The sequence below is a fragment of the Halomonas denitrificans genome (genome assembly GCF_003056305.1).
Classification (GTDB): domain Bacteria; phylum Pseudomonadota; class Gammaproteobacteria; order Pseudomonadales; family Halomonadaceae; genus Halomonas; species Halomonas denitrificans.
Genome location: NZ_PYVX01000002.1, coordinates 180,018 through 199,497, shown reverse-complemented (window position 1 = coordinate 199,497; position 19,480 = coordinate 180,018). Strand labels below are relative to the sequence as shown.

Annotated in this window: 18 protein-coding genes; 12 read left to right on the top strand and 6 right to left on the bottom strand. The window is 69.1% G+C overall.

Annotated features, from left to right (window positions below; translation table 11 throughout):
• Positions 1-260: 260 nt before the first annotated feature.
• The 9 genes from C9F13_RS07080 (at position 261) to C9F13_RS07040 (ending at position 10,416) form a co-directional block, all read left to right on the top strand.
• Complete coding sequence (locus C9F13_RS07080; protein ID WP_170121134.1) at positions 261-956, top strand: GntR family transcriptional regulator; 696 nt, start codon at positions 261-263, stop codon at positions 954-956.
• Between the two features lie 42 nt (positions 957-998).
• Entirely contained in the window at positions 999-2,204 is a 1,206-nt protein-coding gene (locus C9F13_RS07075) for a CaiB/BaiF CoA transferase family protein (RefSeq protein WP_108445545.1), read from the top strand.
• 12 nt (positions 2,205-2,216) lie between these two features.
• Entirely contained in the window at positions 2,217-3,506 is a 1,290-nt protein-coding gene (locus C9F13_RS07070; RefSeq protein WP_108445544.1) for a TRAP transporter large permease, read from the top strand.
• A gap of 58 nt (positions 3,507-3,564) precedes the next feature.
• Positions 3,565-4,611, top strand: a complete 1,047-nt coding sequence (locus tag C9F13_RS07065) for a TRAP transporter substrate-binding protein (protein WP_108445543.1) — start codon at positions 3,565-3,567, stop codon at positions 4,609-4,611.
• 10 nt (positions 4,612-4,621) lie between these two features.
• Positions 4,622-5,143 carry a TRAP transporter small permease gene (locus tag C9F13_RS07060; protein ID WP_108445542.1) on the top strand — a complete coding sequence of 174 codons (522 nt, stop codon included), beginning with the start codon at positions 4,622-4,624 and terminating at the stop codon, positions 5,141-5,143.
• Positions 5,136-7,097 (top strand): aconitate hydratase, encoded by a 1,962-nt coding sequence (locus tag C9F13_RS07055; protein ID WP_108445541.1) that lies wholly within the window; start codon positions 5,136-5,138, stop codon positions 7,095-7,097. Before C9F13_RS07060 ends, C9F13_RS07055 begins: the two co-directional genes overlap by 8 nt.
• The gene (locus C9F13_RS07050) at positions 7,094-8,026 is read left to right on the top strand and encodes a hydroxymethylglutaryl-CoA lyase (RefSeq protein WP_108445540.1); all 933 of its coding nucleotides are present in this window, start codon (positions 7,094-7,096) and stop codon (positions 8,024-8,026) included. Before C9F13_RS07055 ends, C9F13_RS07050 begins: the two co-directional genes overlap by 4 nt.
• 3 nt (positions 8,027-8,029) lie before the next feature.
• Entirely contained in the window at positions 8,030-9,244 is a 1,215-nt protein-coding gene (locus C9F13_RS07045) for an MFS transporter (RefSeq protein WP_108445539.1), read from the top strand.
• Positions 9,245-9,420: 176 nt separating this feature from the next.
• Positions 9,421-10,416 (top strand): ion transporter, encoded by a 996-nt coding sequence (locus C9F13_RS07040; protein ID WP_108445538.1) that lies wholly within the window; start codon positions 9,421-9,423, stop codon positions 10,414-10,416.
• Between the two features lie 17 nt (positions 10,417-10,433).
• On the opposite strand, the gene C9F13_RS07035 is transcribed toward C9F13_RS07040, so the two are convergent.
• Positions 10,434-11,138 carry an FMN-dependent NADH-azoreductase gene (locus tag C9F13_RS07035; protein ID WP_108445537.1) on the bottom strand — a complete coding sequence of 235 codons (705 nt, stop codon included), beginning with the start codon at positions 11,136-11,138 and terminating at the stop codon, positions 10,434-10,436.
• 122 nt (positions 11,139-11,260) lie between these two features.
• On the opposite strand from C9F13_RS07035, the gene C9F13_RS07030 reads away from it, so the two are divergent.
• Positions 11,261-12,217 (top strand): LysR substrate-binding domain-containing protein, encoded by a 957-nt coding sequence (locus C9F13_RS07030; protein ID WP_108445536.1) that lies wholly within the window; start codon positions 11,261-11,263, stop codon positions 12,215-12,217.
• Between the two features lie 25 nt (positions 12,218-12,242).
• Here C9F13_RS07030 and C9F13_RS07025 read toward each other — a convergent pair whose 3' ends face one another.
• On the bottom strand, positions 12,243-12,725 hold the full coding sequence (locus tag C9F13_RS07025; RefSeq protein ID WP_108445535.1) for a MerR family transcriptional regulator: 483 nt from the start codon (positions 12,723-12,725) through the stop codon (positions 12,243-12,245).
• A 122-nt stretch (positions 12,726-12,847) separates the two neighbouring features.
• Here C9F13_RS07025 and C9F13_RS07020 point away from each other — a divergent pair, with 122 nt between their 5' ends.
• Both C9F13_RS07020 and C9F13_RS07015 read left to right on the top strand, forming a co-directional pair.
• A complete protein-coding gene (locus tag C9F13_RS07020) occupies positions 12,848-15,040 on the top strand; it encodes a heavy metal translocating P-type ATPase (protein WP_108445534.1) in 2,193 nt (730 codons plus the stop codon).
• 108 nt (positions 15,041-15,148) lie between these two features.
• Positions 15,149-16,165: a TauD/TfdA dioxygenase family protein gene (locus tag C9F13_RS07015; RefSeq protein WP_108445533.1), complete on the top strand. Its 1,017-nt coding sequence runs from the start codon at positions 15,149-15,151 to the stop codon at positions 16,163-16,165.
• A 38-nt stretch (positions 16,166-16,203) separates the two neighbouring features.
• On the opposite strand, the gene C9F13_RS07010 is transcribed toward C9F13_RS07015, so the two are convergent.
• The 4 genes from C9F13_RS07010 to C9F13_RS06995 all read right to left on the bottom strand — a co-directional run bounded on the left by C9F13_RS07010 (position 16,204) and on the right by C9F13_RS06995 (position 19,425).
• Positions 16,204-16,746 (bottom strand): DUF6624 domain-containing protein, encoded by a 543-nt coding sequence (locus tag C9F13_RS07010; protein WP_108445532.1) that lies wholly within the window; start codon positions 16,744-16,746, stop codon positions 16,204-16,206.
• A gap of 63 nt (positions 16,747-16,809) precedes the next feature.
• On the bottom strand, positions 16,810-17,139 hold the full coding sequence (locus tag C9F13_RS07005) for a DUF427 domain-containing protein (RefSeq protein WP_108445531.1): 330 nt from the start codon (positions 17,137-17,139) through the stop codon (positions 16,810-16,812).
• A gap of 213 nt (positions 17,140-17,352) precedes the next feature.
• Positions 17,353-18,024: a hypothetical protein gene (locus C9F13_RS07000; protein ID WP_108445530.1), complete on the bottom strand. Its 672-nt coding sequence runs from the start codon at positions 18,022-18,024 to the stop codon at positions 17,353-17,355.
• Entirely contained in the window at positions 18,025-19,425 is a 1,401-nt protein-coding gene (locus tag C9F13_RS06995; protein ID WP_108445529.1) for a selenium-binding protein SBP56-related protein, read from the bottom strand.
• Between the last annotated feature and the right edge of the window lie 55 nt (positions 19,426-19,480).

Genomic DNA, 19,480 nt, shown 5'->3' with positions numbered 1-19,480 from the left:
TCGCACCGCACCTTTCGCAAAGACCTAGGAAAGCCAAGATACCCGCCACCCGCACGACCTCCCCCGCCCTAGAGCGGGTCCACCCGGTGTGGGACCTGCTCATTATCATGCTGCTGTTCGACAGCCTCTAACGGCTGCCGCCGTGGGGCGCCGCTTCCTGGTCTCAGCATAGATTGCATACAACAATCGACAAAAGTCGCAATTGAACCGCCTCATTCCCTGGGCTACCTTCCACATTGCATGCAATGTCAGGAGCCGAGATGGCAGACGAAGTTTCCACACCGCCCTCCCAGGTGGTCCAGACGGCCACGACGAAGGTGCACGACGTCATCAAGCAGCGGATTCTCGATGGCCACTACCAGCCCCACGAGTACATCCGCGAAGCGAACTTGGCCCGCGAGCTCGAGGTGAGCCGGACGCCCGTCCGCGAAGCGCTGCGCGAGCTGGTGTCGGAGGGATGGCTGGAAGCGATACCCCATCATGGCTCCCGCGTGGTGGCTTGGACGGAAAAGGACGCTCGCGAGGTCTTCGAACTCCGGCTGGTCCTCGAGCCCATGGCGGTGCGCCTGGCGAGCGAGCGCATGAACGAGGAGTGTCTTGCCCATCTCGGGGCGATGGCCACCCGCATGGAACAGCTCACCGAGCGGGTCGAGGCGGATCCCTCGGTTCGCAACGAGATCGCCTCGCTCAACCACGAGTTCCACCGCGAACTGATCCTCGCCAGCGGCAACCAGCGACTGGCCACCATGCTGGAGAGCGTGGTGCGCACCTCGGTGATACGACGAAATTTCGGCAACTACGACCTCACCAACCTGCGCCGGAGCATGCGCCATCACCAGGAGATCCTGGAGGCCATCCGCGCGGGTAGCCCCGCGTGGGCCGAGCACATCATGCGTGCCCACCTGCTCGCGGCCCAGGCACTGCATTTCCGCTTTCCCGTGGCCCCCGACGGCTAGGTGCCCTCAACCCGACAGCGCTATAGAGGCAATACAACAACAATGACCCAACATTCGACTCCCCTCAGTGATATCAAGGTCCTGGAGCTCGGCCAGCTGATCGCCGGTCCCTATTGCGGCCAGGTCCTGGCCGACTTCGGCGCCCAGGTGATCAAGGTCGAACCGCCCGGCAAGGGCGACGCCATGCGCCAGTGGGGTGCGGCGGACCGCGAGACGGGCGAACCGCTCTGGTGGAACGTCATCGGCCGCAACAAGCAGTCGATCACCCTGGACCTGCGCCAGGAGCGCGGGCAGGAATTGCTGCGCGAGCTGGCCCGCGACGCCGATGTGATCATCGAGAACTTCCGCCCCGGCACCATGGAACGCTGGGGGCTCGGCTACGACGTCCTCTCGCACGCTAACCCGGGCCTGGTGATGGTCCGCGTCACCGGCTTCGGCCAGGACGGACCCTACGCCTCACGGGCCGGCTTCGCCTCGGTGTGCGAGGCCATGGGGGGGCTGCGCTACCTGAGCGGCTACCCGGACCGCCCGCCGGTCCGCGTCGGCATCTCCCTCGGCGACACCTTGGCCGGCCTCCATGCGGCCCTGGGCACCATGATGGCGCTCCATCAGCGCGAGCGGACCGGGCGTGGCCAGGTGGTCGACAGCAGCATCTTCGAGTCGGTGCTGGCGATGATGGAAAGCCTGGTCCCCGAGTATGCGCGGGCCGGCAAGGTCCGCGAGCGCAGCGGCAGCTTCCTGACGGGGATCGCCCCGTCCAATGCCTACCCGGCCCGGGACGGACGCGACGTGATCATCGGCGCCAACCAGGACACAGTCTTCCGTCGCCTCTGCCAGGCGATGGGCCAGCCGACCCTGGCGGATCACCCGGATTACGCCACCCATCGCGCCCGCGGGGAGCACCAGCAGGCCATCGACGATCTGGTCGCGGCCTGGACACGTCAGCACGACGCCCAGCACGTCGTCGACCTTCTCGCCGAGGCCGGGGTGCCGGCCGGCCTGGTCTACCGGGCCCCGGACATGCTCGAGGATCCCCACTTCCAGGCGCGCGAAGCCATCATCGAGGTGCCGGACCACCATGGCACCCCCCTGCCGATGCAGAACGTCTTTCCCCGGCTCTCGACCTCCCCTGGGTGCGTGCGCCACGTGGGACCGACCCTGGGCGAACACACCGAGACCGTTCTCACCGACTGGCTGGGTCTCGGTGCCGACGACCTCGACGCCCTGCGCGACGACCACGTGATCTGACGGAGACACCCCATGGATCCCGTTCTTGTCCTTCTCGCCCTGGTGGGCCTGATCGCCATCGGCTTTCCCATCTTCCTGGCCCTGGGTCTGTCCGGGTTGCTGGGCCTGTACATGGCCCGCGGCTCCTTGGCGTTTTTCTTCGCCCCCTCGTCGCTGTTCGGCCAGCTCAACGCCTTCGAGCTGATCGCCCTGCCCCTGTTCATCCTGATGGGCAACTTCCTGGGGGCGACACCGGTCGGCTCGAGCCTGTTTACCGCGGCTGTGCGCTGGCTCAACTGGCTGCGCGGCAGCCTGGCGATCTCCTCGGTGGGCGCCTCGGCGATGTTCGGCGCCGTGTCCGGCGTCAGCCTGGCCGGCGTCGCGGCCGTGGGCTCCATCGCGGTGCCCCAGATGCTTGAGCGCGGCTACAGCCGTTCGCTGGCTGCCGGCTCGGTGGTCAGCGCCGGGGCCCTGGCGATGCTGATTCCGCCCAGCGTGCCCTTCATCATCTACGGCGCCGTCTCCAGCGTCTCGGTGGCGGACCTGTTCATCGGCGGCATCGTGCCCGGTCTCCTGCTGGCGCTGGCCCTCTCGGTGTTCATCTACGTACGCGTGCGGATGAATCCCGATGAGGCCCCGGCGAGCCCCGAACGCTTCACCTGGAAGGAGCGCTGGGCGAGCCTCGCCAATATCTGGCATGCCGCCCTGCTGGTTCTCGCGGTGCTGGGATCGATCTACTCGGGCCTGGCCACGCCCAGCGAGGCTGCTGGCATCGGCGCCCTGGGCGCCTTCCTGATCGCGACGGTGGTGTTCCGCAGCCTCAGCTGGGGCAGGTTCCTCCAGATCCTCGGCACCACGGCCCGGATCAGCGGCGCCATCCTGCTGATCATCGGCTGCGCCAAGATCTTCGGCGACTATCTCAACATGGTCCGCGTGCCGCAGCTGCTCACCGAGACCCTCACCGCGAGCGGCCTGCCGACCTGGGCCATCCTCGTCGCGGTGATGCTGCTGCTGATCCTGCTGGGCATGATCGTCGATGCCGTCTCGCTGATCGTGGTCACCACGCCGGTACTGCTGCCGCTGATCACCGCCCTGGGCTACGACCCTCTCTGGTTCGGCATCGTCATGGTGCTCAACCTGGAGATCGCGGTGGTCACGCCGCCGGTGGGCCTCAACCTCTATGCCCTGCGTGGGGTCTGCCCCGAGCTGAGTGTCGAGGAAATCATCCGCAGTGCCCTGCCCTTCGTCATCGTGCAGTTCCTTGTGCTGATGCTGTTCGTGCTAGTACCCAGCCTCAGCCTTTGGTTACCGGGGTTGATGTAACCCCGGCGTCGCGACGTTCGCGACCCCTCGCTCCATAACAACAATCAGGAGATTCGCCATGAAACTGTCCCGTCGCCAAGTCCTCAAGTACGGTACCTTCGCCTCCGCCGGCGCCACGCTGTTCGGTGCCCAGAGCCTGCTGGCACCGCACAGCCATGCCGCCACTACCATGACCGGCGTCACCTACCTGCCCCCCTCCTACAAGGCGCTGACCTACGGCTCCAACCGGTTCGTGGAGATGCTCAAGGAGCAAGGCGGTGACGCGCTGTCGGTCGAGTTCTACGACTCCGGCCAGCTGCTCAAGGCCGATGAGCAGTTGCCCGCCCTGCGGTCGCGCAGCATCGACTTCATGTTCCACACCTTCTCCTACATCACTCGTTCGGTGCCCATCCTCGGGGTGACCGGCCTACCCGGTGTCGTGGGCGAGCTCTATCGCCACCCCGAGCGCCTGAAGCAGGGCAGCCCGCTGATGGAGCTGATCAACGAGGTCCTCGCCAAGGAGAACCTGTACCTGCTCACCTCGGGGGGTGGCATCCTCGAGCCGGAATACATCTGGAGTACCGAGGCCAGCCCGATCCGTACCCTCGATGAAGTGCGTGGCAAGAAGGTGCGCATCGTCAGCTTCGAGGCCACCAAAGCCCTCGAACCCTACGACATCGGGGCGACCCGCATTCCCTCCTCCGAGACCTACATGGCGCTTCAGCGCGGTACCGTGGATGCCGGGGTGTTCAACATCTCCACGGTCATCGGCCGCAGCCTCCAGGAACAGTTGAAGTACTGCTACAAGCTGCCCATGACCGGCTTCTCGGTGGCGCCCTTCATGCTGCGCGACACCTGGGACAGCCTGGATGACGACGCGCGCGCCGTGCTGCAACGCGCCGCCGACTGGTACGACGAGAACTTCATCGAACACTGCAACAACGACATCTACGCCAACGAGTACTGGCCGCAGGTCAAGGAGGCCGGCGTCGAGATCATCGAGCCGAGCGAGGAGGAGGTCGAGACCTTCAATGCCGGCGTCGAGGCCGTATGGGACCACTGGAAGGCCGAGGTCGGCCAGGACGTCGGGGAACGCGCCATCGCCCTGGCACTGGGCAAGGCTTGAGGAGACCACCATGACCACGACCGCCTTGCGTGGCTGGGACGGCCTGTTGGCCGTCCTGCTCTGGACCTCGCGGGCCGTGCTGGTGTTCATGATGGCGTCGATCTGCTACGACGCCATCATGCGCTACGCCTTCTCGGCACCGACCAGCTGGAGCCTCGAGATCAACTCCTTCCTGCTGGTCTACCTCGCGGTGATCGGCGCCGCCGAGGCCCAGCGCCACGACGCTCATATCCGCATCACCTATTTCAAGGACAAGCTGCCGGCCCGAGTGCGCGGCACCATCGATCTCTTCACCGGACTACTTGGAGCCGTGTTCTGCGGCATCCTCGTCTGGCGTGGCGGGATCATGACCCTGCAGGCCCTGGAGTACGGGGAGCGCGTCTCCAGCTCGCTGGGCACCCCCATGGTCTACCCCTATGCGCTGTTGCCGATCGGCTTCGCCGCCCTGGGCCTGCAGTTTCTGATCGATGCTCTCTCCGCCATCCCTCGCGTGACGGGGAACGCCGACAAGGAGGCAACCTCCCATGGCTGACACCCTGAGCCACAAGCTGATCGCCGCCCACCTGGTCGGCGGCGAGATGATCCCGGGGCATGAAATCGCCCTGCGCATGGACCAGGCGCTGCTGCAGGACATCCTCGGCACCCTGGTCATGCTGGAGCTCGATGCCATGGGGATCGAGCGCGTGCACACCAACCCCAGCGTGCAGTACATCGATCACACGCTGATCCAGCAGGACAACATCAACGCCGACGCCCACCTCTTCCTGAAGAGCGCCTGCGAGCGGCTCGGCGTCTGGTACAGCGGCCCCGGCAACGGCATCAGCCACCCGGTGCACATGGAGCGCTTCGGCGTGCCCGGCCAGAGCCTGGTGGGCTGCGACAGCCACACCACGGCGGCCGGTGCCCTGGGCATGCTGGCCATCGGCGCCGGCGGCATCGAGGTGGCCATGGCCATGGCAGGGGAGCCCCTCTACCTGCCGATGCCGGAGATCATCGGCGTGCATCTCGAGGGTGAGCTGCCCGACTGGGTCAGCGCCAAGGACGTGGTCCTCGAGCTGCTGCGTCGCCACGGGGTCGCCGGGGCGAAGAACTGCATCCTCGAGTACCACGGCCCCGGCCTCGCGGCCCTGGATGCCATGGACCGGCACGTACTGGCCAACATGGGCACCGAGATGGGCGCCACCACGAGCGTCTTCCCGAGCGACGAGGTCACCCGCGACTTCCTGCGCTCGCGCGGGCGGGAGGCCGACTGGCACCCCCTTGCGGCCGACCCGGGGTGTCGCTACGACCGGACCGAGCATATCGATCTCGCCGGGCTCGAGCCGCTGATCGCCCTGCCGTCCAGCCCCGACAAGGTGGTGCCGGTGACGGAGGCGGCAGGCCAACCGCTCTACCAGGCCTACATCGGTTCCTCGGGCAACCCCGGCTACCGCGACTTTGCCGTGGTCGCCGAGATCGTTCGGGGCCGCAGCGTGGCCGACAACGTCTCGCTGGACATCAACCCCTCCACCCGCCAGGTCCTGGCCGCCCTGATCAATGAGGGCCACCTCAGCACCCTGGTGGACGCCGGCGCGCGCCTGCACCAGCCGGGCTGCAACGGCTGCATCGGCATGGGCCAGGCCCCGGCGGCGGGACGCAACAGCCTGCGAACCGTCCCGCGCAACTTCCCCGGGCGCTCCGGCACCCGCGAGGACAGCGTCTTCCTGTGCAGCCCCGAGACCGCCGCCGCCTCGGCCCTCACGGGGGTGATCACCGACCCCCGCAGCCTCGACATGGCCTATCCGCGCGTCCAGGAGCCGGCGCGCATGGTGGTCAACGACAGCTGGTTCGTGCCGCCGCTACCGCCGGAGCGCGCGCGGGGAGTCTCGCTGCTGGCCACCGACAATACGCCCCCGTTGCCGGTGCTGGACGCCCTGCCCGAACGTATCGAAGCCCCGGTCCTGCTCAAGACAGGCGACAACGTCTCCACCGACGACATCATGCCCGCGGGGGCGAAGGTGCTGCCGCTGTGGAGCAATGTCTACGCCTCGGCAGAGCACACCTTCGAGGCCCTGGATCCCGGCTACGTGGACCGCGCACGGCAGCGCGGCGAGGCCGGCCATGTCATCGTCGGCGGTGCCAACTACGGGCAGGGGTCGAGCCGCGAGAACGCGGCCCTGGTGCCTCGCTTGCTCGGCCTCCAGGTGGTCGTCGCGAAGAGCATCGCCCGCATCCACTGGCAGAACCTGCCCTGTTTCGGGGTGCTGCCGCTGACCTTCGCCGACCCGGCGGACTACGACCGCGTCGGCCAGGCCCAGACACTGGTCATCGACGATGTCCCCGGCCAGCTCCGCGAAGGGGGCACGCTTCGCGCCACCCTGGATGGCGAGCCACTGAGCCTCGAGCATCACCTCAGCCCGCGCCAGATCGAGATCCTCGTGTCCGGCGGGGTGATCAACTGGCTGCGGCAACGCCCCACCCCGACGACCCAGGAGGCCCTGTCATGACCTTGCTCACCCCCCCGGCGAGCGTGGAGATCGTCGAGGTCGCGCCCCGCGACGGCTTCCAGTCGATCCGCGATCCGCTGCCCACGGCCGACAAGCAGCGCTGCATCGAGGCACTGGTCGACGCCGGCATCACCCGCCTGGAGATCGGCTCCTTCGTGAGTCCCAGGGCCATTCCCCAGATGGCCGACACCGGCGAGCTCATCGCGGCCTTCGCCGACCGCCCGTCGCTGCGACTCTCCGCCCTGGTGCCCAACCTCAAGGGCGCCGAACTGGCCCTGGAGCACGGCATCCGGGAGGTGGTCTACGTGATCTCGGTGTCGGAGTCGCACAACCGCGGCAACGTGCGCCGCAGCGTGGACGAGTCGCTGGAGGACCTGGGACGGGTGATCGAACGCCTGCGCCAGACCGAGGGCACCCGGCTGCGCCTCGACCTCGGCACCTGTTTCGACTGCCCCTATGAGGCCACCATCGGCTGGCAGCAGGTCGACCGCGTGCTCGGCCAGGCCATCCACCTGGCCGACGGACTGCCGATGGAGGTGGCGCTGTGCGACACCACCGGCCGCGCCACCCCCTACCAGGTGGCCGACCATTTCACCCGGCTGCGCGAGCGCCACGCCCGCGAGGGACTGGCCTGGGCCTTCCACGGCCACGATACCTTCGGCATGGGCGTCGCCAATGCGCTCTTCGCCATCCATCACGGTGCCACGGCCGTGGACAGCGCCTGCGCGGGCCTGGGCGGCTGCCCCTTCGCGCCCGGCGCCACCGGCAACACCGCCACCGAGGATCTGCTCTACGCCCTGCAGGGCGGCGGGGTGGCCACCGGGATCGACCTGCCGAGCCTGCTCGAGGCTGCCGACCGGATCGCCGCCCTGCCCGGCGGCCAGACCGCCAGCCACCTGCGACAGGTGCCGCGGGAACGGGTGAGCTGATTCGTGCCGATCATCGTCCTGCTCTCCACCACCCTGGTCCTGGCCTTCTCCTCGCTGGTGGCACTGTTCCCCGCCGCCATCGCCCCGGAGCTGGCCGGGGCGCTCGGCGTCTCCTCGGCCACGGTGGGCCTGCAGGTCAGTCTGATCTTCGCCGGCGCCATGCTCACCTCGCTGGTGGGAGGCCCGCTGACCCGCCGCCTCGGGCCCTGCCGCACCAGCCAGCTCTCCCTGGCCCTGCTGGGCGGCGGCGCCGCCCTGCTGACGATCCCCGCCTTGCCGACCTTCGCCATCGCCTCGCTGGTCGCCGGCCTGGGCTACGGGATGACCAACCCCTCCGCCTCGCTGCTATTGGTGCGCTTCACCCCGCCCGAGCGGCGCGGCCTGATCTTCTCGTTGAAGCAGTCGGGGGTACCCCTGGGCGGGGTGATCGCCGGCGCCAGCGCGCCCGTGCTGGCCCTGGCGGTGGGCTGGCAGGCCGGGCTGCTCCTGCTCAGCGCCATCGCCCTGCTCGGCATCGCCGCGCTGCAATGGCCCCGGGCGCGCTGGGATGACCAGCGCGACCCGCGCACGTCCTGGCTGGCGTCGCCCTTCTCCGGACTCGCCGTGGTCTGGCGGCAGCGGTCGCTGCGCTACGTGGCGCTGCTCAGCCTCTGCTTCTCGGCGATCCAGCTCTCGGTCTCGGCCTTCACCGTGGCGCTGCTGGTGGAGGATCTGGAGTTCGGCCTGGTGGAGGCGGGGCTGGTCATGTCCGGGGTGCAGGTCAGCGGCGTGGCGGGGCGCATCGGCTGGGGCTGGATCGGCGACCGGCTGGGTGACCGCCTGACGGCGCTCGCCATCATCGCCTGCACCACCGCCGTGGGGGCCCTGCTGGTGGCCGGCATGACCCCGGCCTGGCCCAAGTGGCTGGTCGCGGGGCTGCTGGGCCTGCTGAGCCTCTCCTCGCTGGGCTGGAACGGCGTCTACCTGGCCGAGATCACCCATCTGGCGCCGCCCCGCCGCATTGCCGATGCCGCCGGCGGCTGCCTGGTCTTCACCTACGGCGGCGTGCTGCTCGGCCTGCCCACGGTCACCGTGCTGCACGGCCTGCTCGGCCACTACACCACGGTCTTCGTCGTCCTCGCTGGCGTTTCGGCGCTGAGTCTCTGGCTGATCCGCCACGCCAGGCAGGCCAGGGAGCAGGAGGCGGTGACCGAGCCCCAAGCCGGTGCAGCGGGTTAGCCAGGTGGGTTGCTGGGCCTGGCTCCGGCCGCCGGCCGGTGCGGGCGCGATCGCGTCATATGAGGGAGGAAGCGTGAACGCCAGGCGCCCTCAGCCGCCACCCGGCATGCACCGACACACCTCGGGCAGAACCTCCTAGGCTGGAAAGGGACATCCCGTCAGCTCGAGGAGCCATCATGCCCGCCACCCGCACGACCTCCCCCGCCCTGGAGCGGGTCCACCTGGTCTGGGACCTGCTCATCATCGTGCTGGTGATCGCCAACCTGGCACTGCTGCTGTTCGACAGCCTCTACCTGCTGCCGCCGCTGAACGCCGCCTTCGAGGCCGTGGCTCCAGGCCTGCACGCCGCCTACGAGCAGCACATCCATGCCCGCTTCCTCACCATCGACCTGGCGTTCGTATCGATTTTCCTGTTCGACGTGCTGCTGGGCTGGGCGGTGGCCATCGCCGAGCGCCACTACCATCGCTGGTTCTTCTACCCCTTCGTGCACTGGTACGACGTGCTCGGCTGCATCCCGCTGGGCGGCTTTCGGCTGCTGCGCATCCTGCGCGTCGTCTCGCTGCTGCACCGCCTGCAGCGCATGGGGCTGATCGACGTGCGCCGCTGGTACCTCTACGGCGTGGTCGCCAAGTACTACGACATCCTGATGGAGGAGCTCACCGACCGCATCGCCATCCGCATGCTCGACAACGTGCAGCAGGAGATCCGCCAGAGCGACGGGCTCTCCGCCCCGCTGATGGAGCGGGTGGTGCGGCCCCGCAAGCAGGCGCTGATCCACGAGATCGGCCAGCGGCTGGAGGCCATGGCGGGCGACGCCTATGCCCACAACCGCGACGACACCCTGCGCTACGTGCGCGGGCTGGTCGGACGCACCCTGGCCGAAAGCCCGGAGCTCAAGAGGCTCGGGCGCCTGCCGCTGGGCGGCCAGCTGACCCGGGGGCTCGAGGCCTCGCTATCCGACCTCGCCTGTCGCCTGGTCGACGAGGCCCTGGCGGGCCTCAAGTCGGCGGAGTTCTCCGCCCTGGTGGAGCACCTGGCCGAGAGCGGCTTCGATGCCTGGCTGCGCACCGACCCCGAGACCGAACGGATCACCGAGCAGGTGCTGGTCGACATGCTGGAGCTGCTCAAGGAGCAGATCGCGGTGAAGGGCTGGCAGCACCGCTATCAGTGAGCCCGGCTCTCTTGCCCTCAGGCCGTGAGCGCCGGCTGGGGGCTCGCCGGCGAGGGCGCCTGCAACCGAACGATCAGTTCTTCCACCCGGCGCTCGGCCGCCGCGAGGGAGGCGGCCAGCCGCTCCCCGCCCTCCTCCTGGTGCTCGATGGCCACGCGATGGATCCGGGTGATGCCGATGAAGACCAGCGCCGTGGCAAGCCCCGGCTCCAGGTGATTCATATGCGCCAGCGCGCCACCGGGCTCGAAGCCGGCGCCGCCCCGTGACGACAGGATGATGGCGTGGCGCGGCCGGTCGTCCAGCAGGGGGATGAAGGGATCTTCGGGCCGGCTGGGGTCGTAGTCCACCGTGCGCCCCATGCGCACGACCTGGTCCACCCAGGCCTTCAGCGCCGCCGGCATGCCGAAGTTGTAAAGCGGCGCGCCGATCACCACGACGTCGGCGGCCCTCAGCTCGTCGATCAGCCGATCGCTCTCGGCCAGCACCCCCGCCATCCAGGGCGCGTGGCGCTCGGGCGGCGTGAAGGCGGCCTGGATCCAGCGCTGGTCGATGAAGGCAGGCGGGGTGGCGCCCACATCGCGATGGGTCACGGTGGCCTCCGGCTGGCGGGCCTGCCAGCCGGTGACGAAGCGGTGGGTCAGGCGACGGCTGAGGGAGCCGTGCTCGTCGATGCCGGCGAGGCCGGGGCGGGCGCTGGCGTCCAGTTGCAGGAGGTGGGTCATGTCGGGCTCCTTGTCTTGTGAGCTGAACTCACTCATCGTTGAGGGATGATTCGAGCCTATGCCCCGCCATGATGGGCGACAAACGATGAATACTTGCCGATACAGCTGAGTTGAACTCATCCATGAACCCTCGCCGACTACCCTCGCTGGCGGCCCTGCGGGCCTTCGAGGCCGCCGCCCGCCACCAGAGCGCCAAGCAGGCGGCCGATGAGCTGTCCGTCACGGCCACGGCCATCAGCCATCACATCCGCGGGCTGGAGGATGCCCTGCAGGTGGAACTCTTCGTGCGCCGGCCCCGGCAGCTGGTGCTGACCGCGAAGGGGCAGGAGCTCTTCCAGACCCTGGAGACGGCGTTCGACAGCATCGGCGAGACCGTGGCGCGGTTGAAGGCGCCGCCCGCGCGCCAGGCGGCCACGCTCTCCACCACGCCGGCGGTGGCCGTGCGCTGGCTGCTGCCCTGGGTGTGCCTGCTGACGGAGGCGCACCCGCACATCGACCTGCGCATTCATGCCGCCCACGAGCCGGTGGCGCTGGACGGTGTGACCGCCGACCTGGCGATTCGCTATGGCGACGGCCACTGGCCGGGGCTGGTGGCGGAGAAGCTGTTCGACAACGCCTTCGTCCCGACCTGCAGCCCAGGGCTCAACCTGACCGACCCGGCCCAGCTGCCCGAGCATCCGCTGATCCACTTCCGCCCCCAGGGCGCCTCGGTGACGCCCCTGGACTGGGCCGGCTGGCAGAAGCGCGCCGCGGTGCCGGGGCTGGACGTGAACGCCGGGCTGGTGTTCTCCGACGAGACCCACGCCATCTACGCCGCCCTCGGCGGCCAGGGCGTGGCCCTGATGAGCCGGCCGCTGATCGCCGATGAGCTGGCGGAGGGACGGCTGGTGCAGCCCTTCGGGCCCGTGCTGGAGGGCAAGCCCTTCTACCTGGTCTATCCGGAGAGCCGCCGCGATGACCCGACCATTCGGGCGATCCGCGACTGGGTCATGCGCGTGCCGGGTGGGCTGTGCCGCCCCCATCCCGCGGAGGGCAGCCCGGACGACAGCGAAGACGGAGCGCGACGGCCGCCGAGCTGAACGCCATGGCGCCCGGGTGGCACCCTCAGCTGCGCCGCGCCGCAGGCGGCTCGCCCAGGTCGTGGGCGCCGCCGTGGGCGGTGTCGCTGTCGCACAGCCGGTGGTCGCTGAGCACCTCGATGATGCGGCAGCTCTCCACCTTGCCGCCGGCACACTGGCCGATCATCCGCTGCAGCTCGTCGCGCAGCGCGGCAAGCCGCTGCAGTCGCGACTCCACCTCCTCCAGGTGATGCTTGGCGAGGGCGTCGACCTCGTCGCAGCACATGTCGGGCCGGTCCGACATCGCCAGCAGCTCGCGCACCGCCTCCACCGAGAAGCCGAAGTCCCGGGCGTGGCGGATGAAGGTCAGCCGCCGCACGGCCTCCTCCCCGTAGCGGCGCTGCCCGCCCTCGGTCCGCGAGGCCGCCTGCAGCAGCCCGATCTGCTCGTAGTAGCGCACGGTTTCCGGCTGGCAGCCGGCCCGCCGGGCCAGCGCGCCGATGCCGATGGTGGGGGAATTCTCCGACATGGGGGCTCCTCGCTACAGGGGATGTTTTTTTACTCGGAACTGTCACGTCAGACCGCCACTTGAACCTGTAGTTGCTACAGGGTTTAGGCTTAAGACGTTACCCCACGCAGAGGAGCCCCGCCATGTCAGCATCGGCATCCACGTCCACCGCCGCGACCCTGACGCTGCGCGTCGAGGGCATGGACTGCGGCGGCTGCGAGCGCAAGGTCGAGTCGGCGCTGGGTCGCCTGGAGGGCATCGCGGAGGTCTCGGCCAGCTCGGTCACCGGGTCGGTCAAGCTGCACTTTCCTGCGCACTCGCCTGCACACTCGACGCCCTCCCACGCCGAGATCGAGCGGACGATCCAGGAGCTCGGCTATCGCGTCGTCAGCGAGGAGGAGGCGGCCGCGCCGGAGGCCCCGGCGCCCTGGTGGCGCACCGCCAAGGGGCGGCTGGTGATGGTCACCGGCGGCCTGCTGGCGGTGGCCTTCGCGCTGCGCCTCGCCTGGCCGGTGCTCGGCCAGTGGCCCTTCGTCGCCGCCACCGCGGTGGGGCTGGTGCCCATCGTGCAGGGCGCCTGGGGCGCGCTGAAGCAGCGCAACCCCTTCACCATCGAGATGCTGATGAGCATCGCCGCGCTGGGGGCGCTGGCCATCGACGCCGCCGCCGAGGCCGCGGTGGTGGTTTTCCTGTTCGCCGTGGGCGAGCTCCTGGAGGGCGTGGCCGCCTCCCGGGCACGGCGCAGCATCTCGGCGCTGGCGGACCTCACGCCCTCGACGGCGCGCCTGCTGGACGGCGACGATACCCGCGAGGTGCCGGCCGCCACCCTCGCGCCCGGCCAGCGGGTGCTGATCCGCCCGGGCGATCGGGTGCCCTGCGACGGGCGCATCCTCGCCGGGGCCTCCGAGCTCGACGAGTCGCCGATCAACGGCGAGTCGGTGCCCCGCGCGCGGGAGCCCGGCGACGATGTCTTCGCCGGCACCGTGAACCTGGAGGCCGTCCTGGAGGTGGAGGTGACGCGGCGCGCCGAGGACAACACCATCGCTCGGGTCATCCGCCTGGTCGAGGAGGCCCAGGCCGCCAAGGCGCCGGTCGCCCGCTTCATCGACCGCTTCGCGCGCTACTACATGCCGACGGTGATCGGGCTCGCCCTGCTGATGGCGGTGGCGCCGCCGCTGGTCGCGGGCATGGCGTGGTCGGAAGCGATCTATCGCGCCCTGGCGCTGCTGCTGATCGCCTGCCCCTGCGCGCTGGTGATCTCGACGCCGGCGGCGATCGCCGCCGGGCTCTCGGCCGGCGCCCGGCGCGGCCTGCTGATCAAGGGCGGCGCGGTGCTGGAGCAGCTCGGCAAGCTCAAGCTGGTGGCGCTGGACAAGACCGGCACGCTGACGGAAGGCCGCCCGCGCGTCACCGACGTGGAGGCCCTGGACGCCGGGCACGACGAGGGCGAGATCCTGCGGCTCGCCGCGGCCCTGGAGCGCGACTCCAGCCATCCCATCGCCGCGGCGATCCTGGCCCACGCCGAGCGCCAAGGGCTCTCGGTGCCGCGGGCGAGCGACGGCCGCGCCCTGGCCGGGCGCGGCATCGCCGGCTGGGTCGAGGCGCGCGAACTCTCGCTGATCACCCCGCGCCACCTGGCCGAGCAGGTCGCGCTCGGCGACGAACTCAACACGCGGATTGCCGAGCTGGAGCAGGCCGGCAAGAGCCTCGCGGTGCTGGTCGAGGGCCAGCGGGCGCTGGGGCTGATCGCCGTGCGCGACGAGCCCCGCGAGGATGCGCGCCACGGCCTGGCGGCGCTGTCGCGCCTCGGCGTGCGGGCGGTGATGCTCAGCGGCGACAACGCCCGCACCGCCACCGCCATCGGCGAGCAGCTGGGCATCGAGGCCCACGGCGAGCTGATGCCCGGGGACAAGGCCCACCGCGTGCGGGAGTGGCAGGCCGCCGGCGAGGGGCCGGTCGGCAAGGTGGGCGACGGCATCAACGACGCCCCGGCGCTGGCGACCGCCGAGGTAGGCATCGCCATGGGCGGCGGCACCGACGTGGCGCTGGAGACGGCGGATGCGGCGCTGCTCAAGGACCGCGTGAGCGGCATCGCCGAGCTGATCGACCTCTCTCGGGCCACGCTGCGCAACATCAAGACCAACGTCGCCCTGGCGCTGGGCCTGAAGGCGGTCTTCCTGGTCACCACGGCGCTCGGCATCACCGGCATGTGGATCGCGGTGATGGCGGATACCGGCGCCACGGTGCTGGTGACGCTCAACGCCATGCGCCTGCTCGGCTACCGCTTCTCGCCGGGGCCCGCGCCGGCGGAGGCTCGGCCCGCCGCTGCGTCGTGACGCCCGCGCCCGGTCGACGCCGGGCGCGCGTTTGGCAGATGGAGAGGTGTCTGTCAGCATGAGCCGCGCATAGCGCTCGGCCACTGCCACCAGCCACGGGAGGCTACCATGACCACCCGCCCCTCGACGATTCCGCCCCTGGACCCCGCCCGCGTCGCCACCCTCGAGGCCTTCGGCGCCACCATCACGCCGCTCGAGCCGCTGGGCGCCGAGGTGCGGGGCATCGACCTCGCCGCCCAGGAGGCGCCGCCGGCGGAGGTGCGCGACGCCCTGGAGCGCGAGATGGCGAGCCGCGGCTTTCTCGTCTTCAAGAACGACACGCCCTTGGCCGCCGAGGACTTCCTGCGGGCGAGCTGCTGGTGGGGCGGGCGCGAGCTGCACAGCACCCACGGCATCCACCCCGCCACTCCGGACGGCAATCCGCACATCTTTCGCCTCTCGAACGATCGCCGTCACGGCATCCCCGACGTGGGGCCGCAGTGGCACAACGACGGCAGCTTCAACGCGGACACCTTCTCTCACTCGGGCTATCACATCATCCGTCCGGCCGAGAAAGGCGGCGGCACCTACTTCGCCCACCAGGGCGCGGCCTTCGACGCCCTCCCCGAGGAGCGAAAGGAGTATTGGAGCCGGCTCGCCTCGGTGAACTCCGCCTCGGGCGTGGTGCATCCCGTGGTGCACACGCATCCCGTCACCGGGCGCAAGTGCGTCTGGCTGCACCTCGGCATGACCGGCGCGGTGATCGAGAAGCTCCCTGATGAAGAGGCCTTCCGGCTGCTGCACGAGGACGAGCTGAAACAGCTCTGCCACGAGTACAACGACCTCCTGAATGCGGGGCTGAAAGACGGCTACGCCATCGCCTTCGAGTACCGGGAGAACGACTGCGTCTTCATCGACAACCTCGCCGTGGCGCACCGCGCCGCCCCCGAGGCGCACCTGCCCGCCGAGGAGCAGGGCCTGCGCATCATGCACCGCAGCACCGTGCGCGGCGTGCAGGACCTCGCCCCCGGCTTCGGCCTGCCACAGCACGTCGATATCCAGGGGCCCAACCCCCTTGGTGAAGGCGTCTGGAAAGGTGGCGGCATCGGCTTCCGGTGGGCGGATGGCGTGCCCATGCAGAACTGATCGCGGCGCAACGGGGAAGCCGAGCGCGCCGCCGTGGCCTAGGCCTGCCGGGCCCTCTCGCGGCGCCGGCGCTCCCGCTCGGTCATCTGCGCCAGCCGCTCCTCGAGGGAGTTCATCCCCAGCGCGGCCCGACGTTCATTGACCGTCGCCGGCGCTTCGATGGGACACGGCGTCGGCCAGCCGCCGTCATCGACGTCGAACTGGGTGCCGTAGACCTGGGACTGGCCGGATAGCGTGCGCACCCGATCCTGCAGGAAGGCCAGCTGCCACCCCGGGGCCTCTCCCCGGGCGACGGCGGCCTCCAGATGGCCGAGGCATTCCGCCATGAACTCGGGGTCGGAGACGGCGTGCTGGGCGATCAGCCAGGCCGCCTTGGCCGCCTCCTCCCCGACGAGCGAAAGGCCGGGCCAGCCGTGGCGACCGATGATCGCCTTCAGGCGCGAGACGTTGCGCTCATGCAGGGCCTTCATGCGGGGGTGATAGGACGTGGAGGGGAGTTCTCCGGCATCGAACAGCTGCTTAAGGAGGCGCTGGTCGTCGGCCATCATCGTGACCAGCTCATCGGCGACGCGAGGCGGCATGGCCATCTCCCTCGATGAGGACGAGACGAGACGCGTGATGCCGGCCGTTCGCAGGCGACGCGCTCATTCGTCGACGCCCTGGTAGAACACGACCCTTCCCTCGATCTCCTTGATGCTCGCGAGCGGACTCTCGTAGCTCCACGCCACGTCCTCGTGCTCACCGAAGGAGTAGTAGCCGGCATCGCCCTTGAACGGGCAGTGGGTCACGGTCTCGGAGGGCGTCAGCAGCTCCATGCGCACATCGTCCCGGGGCAGGTACTGGCGCGGCGGATAGCCGGTCTCGCGCAGCTCGATGGCGCGGGTGGTGTCGGCGAGCTGGGTGCCGTCGATGACGACGCGCACCCGATGGGCGTGAGGATGCAGGGTGATGCGGGGCTCTGAGGTATCGTCCATGCGCGCTCCCTGTGGCGGTGTCTCGTCTCCCGGCAGCGTAACATCATCGGTCCAGGACGGGCGCGCCGCCAGGGGATAAGCCACCGCCGCCCTGGATACGCCGAGGCGTCGCAAGCAGGTCATGAGGTGGGTGACACACCAAGGGCGGGCTATCCCCACAGGCCCTGCACCACAACCGGAAAAAGCGGGCCCGAGATCGTATCCGCGCCTGCGTCAGTGCCCATTGATGGCCAGATACAGCCCCGAGAGACCGACGAGGATCAGGCTCAACGCCCAGACCAGATCGAGGTTGAACCATGTGCGCTTCAGAAACCTGAGCCCGAGATAGTAATAGGTCCCCACGGCGAGCACGCCGCCGGCCACCATCATGGCGGCGGTATGCGCCAGCGCCACGAGGAACGCCGAGCCGATGTTGCGCCCCATCAGTTCACGCGCGGCCGCGTGGCCGGCCTCGCCCGGCTCCGTTCCGGAAATGCCCAGGTAGATCGGCAGCAGCATCAAGCCGGCACCGTGCGCCATCGCGGCGAGAAACGACCAGAGCACCAGACGCGAGGGATGCACCCGAGCAAGAACCCTCGGGTGCCGGCGATTGATCAGCAGGTAGGCGCCTGCGGCGATCACCAGTGCTGCGGCAGCGACGCGAATTTCGGTCTGCCAGTCGAGCAGTACGGTCATCATGGAGAAGGGCAGCAGGATCGCCAGCATCGCCAGAAGGTGGCCGGCCGCCAGCGCCCCGAGCGCCTTGACCATGGCCTGGCCCCGCCCGTCCATCAAGCCGGACGATACGGCAAGCGGCCACCCCATACCGGGATTGACGCCGTGATAGGCACCGGAAAGCAGGACGGCCCCCCAAAGGGCCGTCACCGTACCCGCGTCGAGCCCCATTCAGAGGTTGGGATAGCAGAAACTGTCGGTCGAGCAATCGCCGCCCTCTAGCCGGACCTGGTGGGCGCGATAGCCCTTGGGGAAATCGACGTAGAAATCGGGATCGAGCGTCAGACCGCCATTGTCACCGACACGGGCCATGACCATCTGGCCGCCCTCCTGCCCGGGATAGAACTGGTTGTCCCATGAGGAATAGAGCGAGTTGGTCCAGTAGACCCGTTTGCCGTCGCGGCTGATCTCGACCATCTGTGGGCCAAAGGCGAAGGCCCCGCCGCCGGGATGGGGCGTGCCACGGGCGATGCCGCCCAGTTCCACCTTTCCGGTCAGGACCGGGTTCATGGGGTCCGACACGTCATACTGGTGCATCTCGCCCAGGCCCCAACAGGCCACGTACAGGTACTTGTCGTCGAGACTGAGATCGATGTCGGTGACCAGCGGTGGCACCGCCTCGAATCCCTGCAGCAGCGGCGGCAGGTTTTCCGCCGCCTCGGGGCGTGGATCGATGGTGATGGTCTTCTTGGACTGCCAGGTGCCATCGTCACCGCGCCACCAGGTGAAGATCGCGCCTTGCAGGTTCGTGGTGTCCACGACAACGCCGCAAAACCCGTAGGATTTCTTCGGGTCGTGGGCGGGCCGGATCTCCAGCGCCATCTGGTAGTTCTCGCCGAAATCTATCGTCTGGATGTTCTTGCGCCGGCGCAGATCCCAGAAGTGGATCGAATGGCCGTACCGGTTCGCCAGCAGATCCTCGGCGACGATGCCATTCTCGAACTGCGGCGGCAGCCCCCATTCGGAGCTGACCATGTAGTCCTGCGGCAGATTCCACCAGAAATCGTAATGCTTGTCCTGCTTGCCCCGGTCCATCTCGTAACGGCCGAGAATATCGAAGGTTTCGCAATCCATGATGAAGATGCCGGGCGGGCCGTTCGTGCCGTCCGCACCGCCGCCACCGAGTGTCGAGACATAGATGCCCTCGGGCCCGCAATGAACGGTGTGGGGGCGCGAATAACCGGTCTTCTCGAAAACCTCTTCGGGCTCGATGATCTTGTGGATCCGGGCGGCAAGCGGGTCTTTCACGTCGATCACGTAGATGCGCGAGGACCGGATCCCCGGCACGATCAGGTAGCGGCGCTCGAGGAAGGCATGACCGGACATTGGCGACAGCGACGAGGAACAGGCGTTCCAGCCGAAATGATGGAACTCGTCTCCCGTGTAGGGCATGGCCAGGGTGTGCACGATGCTGCCATAGCGGTCGGAGTTCGGATTCAGATCGACCACGGCGAGCGCGTCCGGTTGCGCGCCGTCCGGGCTGAGCATCACGGTGAAGCCATAGTTCTCCACGGGCGCCTGCATGGCCAGTTGCGCCGTGGCGTGGAATGTCGGGTCGGGTCGGAAAGTCATGGTGACCTCCCTTGGAAAGGGCAGGAAATCCGCCTGCGTCGTTCACAAGAACACC

What these genes read in the sequence shown, in the direction of transcription:
- C9F13_RS07080 (WP_170121134.1), top strand. Translation starts at nt 261, where the DNA reads ATGGCAGACGAAGTTTCCACACCGCCCTCCCAGGTGGTCCAGACGGCC.
- C9F13_RS07075 (WP_108445545.1), top strand. Translation starts at nt 999, where the DNA reads ATGACCCAACATTCGACTCCCCTCAGTGATATCAAGGTCCTGGAGCTC.
- C9F13_RS07070 (WP_108445544.1), top strand. Translation starts at nt 2,217, where the DNA reads ATGGATCCCGTTCTTGTCCTTCTCGCCCTGGTGGGCCTGATCGCCATC.
- C9F13_RS07065 (WP_108445543.1), top strand. Translation starts at nt 3,565, where the DNA reads ATGAAACTGTCCCGTCGCCAAGTCCTCAAGTACGGTACCTTCGCCTCC.
- C9F13_RS07060 (WP_108445542.1), top strand. Translation starts at nt 4,622, where the DNA reads ATGACCACGACCGCCTTGCGTGGCTGGGACGGCCTGTTGGCCGTCCTG.
- C9F13_RS07055 (WP_108445541.1), top strand. Translation starts at nt 5,136, where the DNA reads ATGGCTGACACCCTGAGCCACAAGCTGATCGCCGCCCACCTGGTCGGC.
- C9F13_RS07050 (WP_108445540.1), top strand. Translation starts at nt 7,094, where the DNA reads ATGACCTTGCTCACCCCCCCGGCGAGCGTGGAGATCGTCGAGGTCGCG.
- C9F13_RS07040 (WP_108445538.1), top strand. Translation starts at nt 9,421, where the DNA reads ATGCCCGCCACCCGCACGACCTCCCCCGCCCTGGAGCGGGTCCACCTG.
- C9F13_RS07035 (WP_108445537.1), bottom strand. Translation starts at nt 11,138, where the DNA reads ATGACCCACCTCCTGCAACTGGACGCCAGCGCCCGCCCCGGCCTCGCC.
- C9F13_RS07030 (WP_108445536.1), top strand. Translation starts at nt 11,261, where the DNA reads ATGAACCCTCGCCGACTACCCTCGCTGGCGGCCCTGCGGGCCTTCGAG.
- C9F13_RS07025 (WP_108445535.1), bottom strand. Translation starts at nt 12,725, where the DNA reads ATGTCGGAGAATTCCCCCACCATCGGCATCGGCGCGCTGGCCCGGCGG.
- C9F13_RS07020 (WP_108445534.1), top strand. Translation starts at nt 12,848, where the DNA reads ATGTCAGCATCGGCATCCACGTCCACCGCCGCGACCCTGACGCTGCGC.
- C9F13_RS07015 (WP_108445533.1), top strand. Translation starts at nt 15,149, where the DNA reads ATGACCACCCGCCCCTCGACGATTCCGCCCCTGGACCCCGCCCGCGTC.
- C9F13_RS07010 (WP_108445532.1), bottom strand. Translation starts at nt 16,746, where the DNA reads ATGCCGCCTCGCGTCGCCGATGAGCTGGTCACGATGATGGCCGACGAC.
- C9F13_RS07005 (WP_108445531.1), bottom strand. Translation starts at nt 17,139, where the DNA reads ATGGACGATACCTCAGAGCCCCGCATCACCCTGCATCCTCACGCCCAT.
- C9F13_RS07000 (WP_108445530.1), bottom strand. Translation starts at nt 18,024, where the DNA reads ATGGGGCTCGACGCGGGTACGGTGACGGCCCTTTGGGGGGCCGTCCTG.
- C9F13_RS06995 (WP_108445529.1), bottom strand. Translation starts at nt 19,425, where the DNA reads ATGACTTTCCGACCCGACCCGACATTCCACGCCACGGCGCAACTGGCC.